10 protein-coding genes and 3 pseudogenes are annotated in these 8,973 nt (G+C 73.2%); 9 read left to right on the top strand and 4 right to left on the bottom strand.

Annotated elements, in window-relative coordinates; genetic code table 11:
- Positions 1-204: pseudogene (locus AB0D46_RS37935) on the bottom strand (hypothetical protein); the annotation flags it as partial.
- Positions 205-572: 368 nt separating this feature from the next.
- On the opposite strand from AB0D46_RS37935, the gene AB0D46_RS37930 reads away from it, so the two are divergent.
- On the top strand, positions 573-812 hold the full coding sequence (locus AB0D46_RS37930; protein WP_362884586.1) for a hypothetical protein: 240 nt from the start codon (positions 573-575) through the stop codon (positions 810-812).
- Positions 809-1,132, top strand: coding sequence for a hypothetical protein (locus tag AB0D46_RS37925; protein WP_362884585.1), 324 nt, complete (start codon positions 809-811; stop codon positions 1,130-1,132). Before AB0D46_RS37930 ends, AB0D46_RS37925 begins: the two co-directional genes overlap by 4 nt.
- Positions 1,133-1,276: 144 nt before the next feature.
- Here the strand turns inward: AB0D46_RS37925 and AB0D46_RS37920 are convergent, their stop codons facing one another.
- A complete protein-coding gene (locus AB0D46_RS37920; RefSeq protein WP_362884583.1) occupies positions 1,277-1,882 on the bottom strand; it encodes a hypothetical protein in 606 nt (201 codons plus the stop codon).
- A gap of 309 nt (positions 1,883-2,191) precedes the next feature.
- Here AB0D46_RS37920 and AB0D46_RS37915 point away from each other — a divergent pair, with 309 nt between their 5' ends.
- From AB0D46_RS37915 to AB0D46_RS37905, 3 genes are all read left to right on the top strand, one after another.
- Positions 2,192-2,365: a CsbD family protein gene (locus AB0D46_RS37915; RefSeq protein ID WP_362884581.1), complete on the top strand. Its 174-nt coding sequence runs from the start codon at positions 2,192-2,194 to the stop codon at positions 2,363-2,365.
- Between the two features lie 240 nt (positions 2,366-2,605).
- Positions 2,606-3,499, top strand: a complete 894-nt coding sequence (locus AB0D46_RS37910; protein WP_362884579.1) for a hypothetical protein — start codon at positions 2,606-2,608, stop codon at positions 3,497-3,499.
- Positions 3,500-3,843: 344 nt separating this feature from the next.
- Entirely contained in the window at positions 3,844-4,659 is an 816-nt protein-coding gene (locus AB0D46_RS37905) for a class I SAM-dependent methyltransferase (RefSeq protein ID WP_362884577.1), read from the top strand.
- A 5-nt stretch (positions 4,660-4,664) separates the two neighbouring features.
- Here the strand turns inward: AB0D46_RS37905 and AB0D46_RS37900 are convergent, their stop codons facing one another.
- Positions 4,665-5,264, bottom strand: a complete 600-nt coding sequence (locus AB0D46_RS37900; protein WP_362884576.1) for an HAD family phosphatase — start codon at positions 5,262-5,264, stop codon at positions 4,665-4,667.
- Between the two features lie 4 nt (positions 5,265-5,268).
- Entirely contained in the window at positions 5,269-6,024 is a 756-nt protein-coding gene (locus tag AB0D46_RS37895; protein WP_362884574.1) for a DeoR/GlpR family DNA-binding transcription regulator, read from the bottom strand.
- A gap of 72 nt (positions 6,025-6,096) precedes the next feature.
- On the opposite strand from AB0D46_RS37895, the gene AB0D46_RS37890 reads away from it, so the two are divergent.
- The 4 genes and pseudogenes from AB0D46_RS37890 to AB0D46_RS37875 all read left to right on the top strand — a co-directional run.
- Entirely contained in the window at positions 6,097-7,341 is a 1,245-nt protein-coding gene (locus AB0D46_RS37890; protein ID WP_362884572.1) for an MFS transporter, read from the top strand.
- Positions 7,342-7,958: 617 nt separating this feature from the next.
- Positions 7,959-8,108, top strand: coding sequence for a hypothetical protein (locus AB0D46_RS37885; protein WP_362884570.1), 150 nt, complete (start codon positions 7,959-7,961; stop codon positions 8,106-8,108).
- Between the two features lies 1 nt (position 8,109).
- Positions 8,110-8,283 (top strand): annotated as a pseudogene (locus AB0D46_RS37880) (helix-turn-helix domain-containing protein); the annotation flags it as partial.
- A pseudogene (locus tag AB0D46_RS37875) lies at positions 8,283-8,885 on the top strand (site-specific integrase); the annotation flags it as partial. The pseudogenes AB0D46_RS37880 and AB0D46_RS37875, both read left to right, overlap by 1 nt.
- Positions 8,886-8,973 lie beyond the last annotated feature (88 nt).

Here is an 8,973-nt window from a genome sequence, read left to right as displayed (position 1 = left end):
AACCTCACCCCGGTCGCTGATGACGACGAGGGCGTCGAAGGGCAGATGCGTGGGCGCCGGGACGTCCCGGCCGGCCCACCTGTAGGCAAAACGGGTGTCAGGGCAGATCAGCCAGAGAGCCCGGCCCCACGGATCGATCGTGGAGGCCAGCACCTTCCGCTCGTCGTACTGCCGAGGCAACAGTGCGTAAGGACGCAGTGCCACCGTCGTCAAAAGATCACCTCGCGGGCGAAGGAATGCAACGCCTCCATGATCACACGGGCGTCCGGGGCTCAGTCTTTCCAGGGCCACGCCGGCCGCCTCAGGAGCCGGCCAGGGGCCTCTGGTCGACATTCGGTCATTCCGCTGACGTCGGTCGACATGGATCGATCCCGCCTGCGCAGGCCAAGAGGCAGCGTCTCCCTTTCTCGCGTGTGCGTACGCGGCCCGGTCGGGCTCCAACTCGGCCGAATCCGTGGAGGCCATAGGGACGCCAAGGCAGGGAGGTCACGAGGTCGCGTACAGGACTCACAGACTCCCCTGAGTAGCTCGCCGCGTGGTGCGGTAATTCGAACACGTGTTTCACTGGACGGATGGACCCGCTCCGCTTTCCCGACGATCTGCTGTCCCTGCAAGCCGCCTGGCTGAAGACCTACCGCGCCCTCGCCCACGCGCCCGCCGGGTCCGGTACGGACGTCCTGCGGCGGCGCCTGATCAGGCTTTCCTGTCGCATTCACGCCCACCCGTACTGGTCGGCCCCGGGGCGTTCCCGGGCCGGTGGCGCGGACCTGCGCCGCAGGGCGCGGGCCCGTGGCTGGGGGACCGCGGCGTGAGCACCGGTCGGGACGGGCCGCGAGCGTCGGCCGCCGGCTTCCCGGACGACCTGATCGCGCTCCAGCAGCATTGGACACGGCTGTTCAACCGGCTGGCGGCCTCCCCGCCGGCCGACGGCCACGAGATTCGCATGGAGCTGCTGCGGGCCGGCCTGGGCCTCGACTCCCACCCGCACTGGGCGGCCACCGTCGGCGGGTGGAGCCGCACCGCCCGGCGCGAATTCCACACCCACGCCGCCGCGGCACCCGGCGGGGACGCGCTGCTGGTGACTCGGTACGTGGACGGCCGCATCGTCGCCGTACCCCCTGAACCGGCCTGATTACCACCGGCGGACGGCGGCGACCGACGGGCCGTCCATCGGCGGCGCTGACGGTGCGAAAGCTCCCGTCACCGGCGCCGGGCCGTTCCCTCCACCCGGCCGGCACCGGGAAGCCGGCTCCGCCCCGCACCGTGCGCCGTCGGGTCAGGCGTACGGGCTCCATCCGCCGAGGCGGGCCAGCAGGAGGCGCGCGGCGTTCTCGTCCAGGCCCAGCGCCGCCGCGGCCCGCTCGGTGCTCAGGTCCGCGCGGGTTCCGCGGGCCGCCCAGTAGCCGACGCGTTCCGCGGTGACCTCCATCCGGCGGGCGGCCCGGAGGCCGGCGACCGGGGACGTCCTCGTCAGCCGTTCGATCTCCTCCTCCAGCCGTTCCAGCAGACCGGTGACCGCATCCGGCAGGGGCACGGTGGTCGCCTCGACCTGCTCGGTGTGCTCGTCCCAGTCCCGCACGCACGCGTCCGCCTGCGGATCACCGGCCTCCACGAGCTCATGGTCCCCGATCGCCGTCCAGTCCAGACGGTGCTCGGCGCCCGTCCAACCGCAGGAACACACCGCGCGCACGTCGGCCGCCCGCGGCCCGCGCAGGTACCGGCCGTCGTAGACGGACCACTGCGACACCGACCGGCCGCCCGTCCCGGAGCCGGAATCGAAGTACACCGGCTCCGGGACGCTGCCGTCGGCCAGGACCACACCGACCGCGCCCTCGTGGGACGTGCCGAACTCGTCCGTCGTCCATGTCTCCCGCTTGCCCACAACACCCCTCCGCCGCCTCGCCCCCGGGACCCCTGCCGGGGCCTCCGGATTCCGACGATGCCGCGTCCGGCCCGTTCGGCGGGCCCGATCCGCGAAACAGACCCGCCCGGCGTCGACGCAAGGACCCGCCGAACTCCCGCCGTCGGCGGTGGGCCGGCGGGCGCGCGCCGCAGCGCGGGGCCGGTCCGGATGCGACGTCACAGGCCGTCGACCGGGCTTGAACGTCTTTCGGGACGTGGGGGTTTGCCGGCGGCGATCGGGAGCAAGCGATGCGTTACGACCAAGTCGGTACTGCACGAGGAGGTCCCCATGTCGGGTACGGAGAAGAGCAAGGCGCACGCCGAGACGGCCAAGGGCAAGGTCGAGGAGACCGTCGGACGGGCCGTGGGCAACGAGCGGATGACCGCCGAGGGCCGGGCCGACCAGGTCAAGGGCCAGGCGCGGCACGCCGAGGAAGACGTCAAGGGCGCCTTCCGCCGCTGACCTGACGGGCGAACGTCCCGCACCCCGGCTGAGTCCCGACCCCCCCCGGGCCGGGACTCAGCCGCGTCCATTCCATAGGAAGGTCCGAAGCGGCGACGAGCCGAGGAAGGAGGCGTGCGGATGACGGTCACCGATGGAGACCCGATCCGGCTATCGAACCGGCGTGAGGCCCCGCCCGCCCGCTCGCGCCCAGGCTCCGCCCCCGGTCACGACGCCGGTGGGCACCGCTATTTTGGTCCGATGGATCACGACCCCGCCGCCCTGGTCGATGAGTGGCTGGCCGGACCGAACTCCGAGGCGAATGGATACTTCGGCTACCAGGCCCTGGAGCACTACCGGCCCGCGGTCCTGCACTGGCTGACCGTCGGCTGCGGGCTCGAAGGACGCCCGGACCCCGACCTGTACCTCCAGCCCACCCCGATGACGCTGCAGAACTGGGCCATCGACTACGCGACCGCAGCCCGATCACGCGACGCCGCCTGCGGAGCCGTCCGCTCCTTCTACCGCTGGGCAGAGACCCCGAGGGCCGACGGCGGATCAGGCCTCGTGCCGCCCGGCACCGCGCGGTCCCTCCAGTTCCGGCGCGGCGGGAACTTCTCAGCCGGCCTGCCTGGCCGTGATCTCCTCACCCCCGACCAGTGCCGCTGGCTCGCCCAGGCCGCCGACCGCTACCCCGGCACCCGCCGCGAAGGGCCCCAACGCGCCCGCGCCCTCGTCTACCTCAGCCTCAACCACTACCTGTGGGGCCGGCACTCCGACGACGACGTCTTCCGTCCCGGTCAGATCACCGCCATGCGCCTGAGCGGCCGCCACCAGGAGCAGCACCGCACCACCTGGGACGTTCCCCAGAAGAACGCCGCTTCCGACGCCACCCGCCTTCAGCCCGTCCACCACGACGCGGTCCGCGCCATCGACGAGTACCTTGCCGCCGGTACCGCCGGGCGATCGCACAGAGCGGCCGCCGTTCCCGACACCGGCCACGTCTTCACCACGGTCAACGGGCAGCCCCTCGATACCGTGAGCGTGTTGCGCATCCTGCGCATGGTGGCCGCCACCCACCCCGACCTGGAAGACATCGCACCGAAACTCTCCGCCGACGCGATCACCCACTCCCCGGCGAAGCAACTGAAGTGATCAGGCGTCCATGCTCCAGCCTCCGGCCTCGACCCCGGACACGTGCGGAGGATGTCCGGGCGGCGGCCACAGGGCCCCCATGGGGCCATCAGACGGGTGGGTACACGTACATCCGGTCGTCGAGCTGGCGCTGTGCTTCCAGACACCGGCGCATCCGGGCTACGTAGAGGTGGTCGGGCTCGGCCGTGTCGATCTGCCCTCCCCGTCGTCCGCGATCCGTCCCGGGTGCTGACATCACTGAGGGAGCCCTCCATCCCCCCATTGTCGCGCGCCCAAAAGCGTTCGGCGCCTCCTCGCCGGCGCCCTAGGGTTGCGGTCCGACGGCGGGCAGCGAGGGGAGCCGCATGAGCGCGGGATCAGGGTTCGACCGGGCGCGGGCCCAGGTGTTCGGGGAAGCCGCCGAGCTGTACGACGCCTCCCGACCGGGTTACGCGGACGTCCTGGTCGCCCGGGTGCTGGACTACGCCGGCCTGGACGGCCGACCGGCGCTGGAGATCGGTGCGGGGACCGGAAAGGCGACGGTGCCGTTCGCCGAGGCGGGCGCCGCGCTGGTGTGCGTCGAGCCCGACCCGCGCATGGCGGCGGTCCTGCGCCGCAACACCGCGCACCTGCCCTCGGTCCGCGTCGAGGAGGGCGGCTTCGAACAGTGGCAGCCGCGGGGCCGCCGTTTCGGGCTGGTCCTCGCCGCCACCTCCTGGCACTGGGTGGACCCGGAGCGGCGTTGGGACCTCGTCCACGACGCCCTCGAACCGGGCGGAGCCGTCGCCCTGTTCTGGAACCCGCTGGGGGTGCGCGACCGGGAACTGCACGCCGCGCTCGCCGAGGTCGACGCCCGTCACGGGATGACGGAGGCCCCCCACGCGACCCTGGCCTCCTCGTACGGTGACGCGGCCGGGCACTGGGCCGGGCCACTGGAGTGGCCGGAGGCGCAGTGCCGGCGTGACGGGCGGTTCACCGAGCTGTGCTCGACCCGCTTCCGCGCCGACTGCGACTACGGCACGGCCCGCTACCTGGGCCACCTCGCCTCGCTCTCCTGCTATCGGGTCCTGCCCCCGGCACGTCGCGAGGAACTGCTCGCCGACACCGCCCGAGTACTGGAGGCGCACGGCGGCATCGGCCTCGTGGAGTTCGGCGACCTCTTCCTCGCCCGCCTGCGCTGACCGGGTCAGCGCAGGCCCGGGGCCGCGACGAGCGCGGCGGCGCCCGTGAAGAGCCGGCCGCGCATGCCGAGGGCCCGGGCGGCGTCCACGTTCTCCTGCCGGTCGTCCACGAAGAGGACGTCACCCGGTTCGGCCCCGAGGGCCGACAGGCACCACCGGTAGGCGTCCGGTTCGGGCTTGGCGTGGCCGATGCGGCAGGAGAAGGCCCGTACCTCGAACCGCGCCAACCAGGGCTGATGCCGTTCGTAGTGGACCGCGAGATCCTCGGGGATGTTGGACAGCAGCGCGATACGCCGCCCCGCGGCGGCGAGTTCACCGATCAGGTCGACCATCCGGTCGTCCACCGCGCTCCAACTCGCCACGTCCCGCGCGACGAGCCGGGCGGTCGTCCCCGCGTCGAACCGGGTACCGAGCGCGTCGGCCACCCGGCTCCAGTAACCGGGACCGTCGACGTCGCCACGGTCGTAGTCGGGGCGCAGCGCCCAATAGGCCTCCCAGAAGGGCGCCGGCGCCACGCCGGCCTCCCGTGTGAGGCGCTTCCGGCCTTCCGCGCACTGGTGGCGGGCGATGACCCCGAAGAGGTCGAAGAGCAGGATCGAGGACACCTCGTCACACCTTCCGTACGGTGACGCCGGCGGCCGTGAGGGCGTCCACCGCTTCCGCGGGAGCGCTGTCGTCGGTCACGACGGCGTGCAGCGCCCGGGCGGGCAGGACGTGCGCGAGCGCCGTACGGGACAGCTTCGCCCCTTCGGCGACGGCGATGACCCGGCGGGACGAGGCGATCGCGGCCCGTTTGACGGCGGCGTCGGCCAGGTCGTGGGCGGTGAGGCCGTCGGTCGCCGTCAGGCCGCAGCAGCCGATGACGGCGGTGTCGAAGCGCAGCGCGGCGAGGGAGGCCTCGGTGAGGGGTCCGGTCAGGGCGAGTTCGCCCCGGCGGGGCGCGCCGCCCGGCAGCAGCAGCGTCAGCCGGGGGGCGTCGGCGAGGGCGTTGGCGGCGTGCAGGGACAGGGGTACGACGGTCAACCGGCGGTCGTGCAGGGCGCCGGCCACCTCCAGGCAGGTGGTGCCGCTGTCCAGGACGACGGACTCGCCGTCCGCGAGCAGAGCGGCGACCTCGGCGGCGATGCGCCGCTTGGCCTCGGTCCCCTCCTGGGCGCGCAGCGCGAACGGGATCTCCTCCCCGCGCAGCAGCAGGCTCCGCGCGCCGCCCCGGTACCGCTCCAACACCCCCTGTTCGGCCAGTGACTCCAGGTCGCGGCGGATGGTCATCTCGGAGGCACCGGTGAGCTCCGCGAGCTCCGCGACGCTGCGTCGGCCACTGTCGCGCACGGCGTCGGTGATCTGCCTCAGGCGGTCTGCACTCATACCTGAAGTGAACAACAATGATGTTCGAAAGGCAAGTATCGAACAGTAATCATGTTTGTTATGTTCGATTCCATGGATACCGCGTTGCGCCGCGCCCGAGCGGCCACCTTCGTCTACTTCGGCCTGAACGGCTTCGTCATGGGGATGTGGATCGTCCACATCCCCGCCGTGGAAGCGGGCACCGGCATCGGACACGCCCTGCTCGGCTGGCTCCTGCTGGTCCTCGGCGGCGGGGCCTTCGCCGGGATGCGGCTGGCCGGTCCGCTCACCGACCGGTTCGGTACCAGGACGGCCGTCCCCGTCGGCGCCGCCCTGTGCAGCGCCGCCCTCGTCCTGCCGGCGTTGGCCCGCGACGCGTGGACCCTGGGCGCGGCCCTGCTCGTCCTCGGCTTCGGCAACGGCTGTCTCGACGTCGCCATGAACACCCACGCCGTGCAGGTCGAGCGCGGGTACGCACGCCCCGTCATGTCCGCCTTCCACGCCGCCTTCTCCGTCGGCGGGGTCCTCGCCGCCCTCGTCGGAGCCCTGGCACTCGGCCGCGGCCTCGGTGTCGCCACCGCACTGGTCGCCACCGCCCTCGGCGGCACGGCCGTCGCCGTCCTCGCCGCCCGCGCGCTCCTGCCCGCACCGCCCGCCGAGGTCGCCGGGCCTGCCGGGACCGCGGCTCCGGAGGCCGTCGTCCGGGCCGGGCGGGGCGCGGGCCCGCGGATCGGGGTGCTGGCGGCCCTCGCCTTCATGCTCATGCTGTGCGAGGGAGTCGCCAACGACTGGAGCGCCCTGCACCTGCGCGACGCCCTCGGGGCGCCCGCCGCCACCGCGGCCCTCGCCTACGCCGCCTTCGCCACCGCCATGACCGTGGGCCGCCTCGTCACCGACCGGCTCGCCGCACGGGTCGGACCCGCCGCGGTCATGCGCTACGGCTGCGCCCTCGCCGCCGCCGGTCTGGCCCTGGCCGTCGCCGCGCCCGGAGTCGGGCCCGCCCTCGTCGGCTGGACCCTCTTCGGGGCGGGTCTCGCCGGCAGCGTCCCGCAGCTCTTCAGCGCGGCCGGACACGCGGAACCGGACCGCGCCGGCTCCAACGTGGCCCGAGTGGCCGGCCTCGGATACCTGGGCATGCTCGCCGGGCCCGCGGTGATCGGGCCCCTCGCCCACCTCGTCTCCCTCGACCTGGCCCTCCTGCTGCCCGTCCTCCTCTGCGCGGTCGCCGCCCTCGCGGCCCGGACCCTGCGCGAGCAGCCGGCCCCCGACGCCACCCGGACACCCGCCGCCGCGCGGGAGCCGTTGCCGGAGCCCGACGTTGATCCTTCGTGTGGCTGACGGGGCGATCGGGCGGCCGCGGGTGCGCGAGCGAGCGGAGTCGTCGGGTGGCGGGTCGAACGAAGGACGGTACTCCGGGCGGCATCGACGAGCGCCCTCGCGGCGCGGGTCGGCCGGGCCGCAGAGCCCGGCTCCGCCACGGTCGAACCGTCGGGCGCCCCCGGACCGGAAACCGTGGTGGCGGCGGCCACCGCCGGATTGCGGATCCGGCTGCGCTTCACCCGGGCCACAACGGCGCGGCGACCGCCACCGCCGACGGGCGGCACGTCGTGACCGAGATGCAGAACGTCCTCTGGTCGCTCCCGCCGGACGGCTCTGCCGCCACCCCCTTACCCCGCCGACCTGGAACCCGGACGACCCTTGTTCTCCCCGGACGGCCGCCACGTCGCGATGAGCGCCTACCGCGGCGGCGCCTTCCCCATCTGGGTGATGCACGCCGACGGCTCCGGCCTGCGCCGGATCACCGACGGCCCCTTCGACCACCGCGCCCCGCCTGGCCCCCCGACGGCCGCACCCTCGCCTTCTGCTCCGAACGCGGCGGCGACCCCGTGGCCGGCTGCGCGTAACGCATCTGGACCGCCGCCCTCACCGGCGGCTCCCCGCGCCGCCTGACCGGCGTGCCCGGGCAGGACGGCCCCGGCCAGGACGGCGCCTGGGAGGAGCTCGACCCGGTCTTGTCGGCGGACGGCTCCCGGGTGTTCTTCGTCCGCGCCACCGTCACCGGGGAGACCCTGACCGCCCGCACCCTCGCCTCCGTCGCGGCGTGACGACGAACTCCTCACCGTCCCCGAGGCCATGGCCCGACTCAAGATCGGCCGCTCCGCCCTCTACGACCTCCTGCGCACCCGCCGCCTGGCCTCGCTGACCATCGGCCGCGCCCGCCGTATCCCCGCCCACGCCCTCGCTGACTACGTCCAGCGCCACCTGGAAGAGGCCGCCTGATGACCGCCCCCAAGCGCAAGAAGGCCCGCGCCAACGGCGAAGGCACCATCTACCAGCGCAAGGACGGCCGCTGGGAAGCCGCCGGCTACGTCCTCGCCGCCAACGGCACCCGCAAACGCGTCCGCGTCTACGGCACCACCCGCAAGAACGCGGCCGACAAGCTCGCCGAGAAGATCGCCGACAGCAACCGCGGGCTGCCGGTCGCCACTGCTGACAGCACGCTCGGTGACTACCTGACCTACTGGCTCAGCAGTGTCGCCGTTCACCGGCTCCGCGAGAACACCCACACCCGATACGCCGCCTGCGTCCGCCTCCACCTCATCCCCGGCCTCGGCACCAAGAAGGTCGCGCGGCTCACCGCCAAGGACGTACGCACCTTCCTCGATCGGCTCCGCACCACCTGCCAGTGCTGCACCCAAGGACTCGACGCCGGGCGGAAGAGGTGCTGTGCGGTCGGCGAGTGCTGCCAGAAACGGCTGTCCGCCTTGACCGTGACCTACGTGCATTCGGTGCTCAAGTCCGCCCTCGAACATGCCGTCCGCGAAGACGAGCTGCCCCGCAACGTCGCCCGGAACGTCAAGACCACCGCACCCCGGCCTAGGTTCTGTTTCTTGGATCTCCTGATGTGATCATGCGTCTCGGTCCAGGCTGGTCAGCATGGTTGGCCGGGGAGATTTGACGAATGCGGAG

Source organism: Streptomyces sp. NPDC048383 (assembly GCF_040651775.1).
In the GTDB taxonomy this organism is placed as follows: Bacteria; Actinomycetota; Actinomycetes; order Streptomycetales; family Streptomycetaceae; genus Streptomyces.
This window is presented reverse-complemented; position numbering and strand designations above follow the sequence as displayed.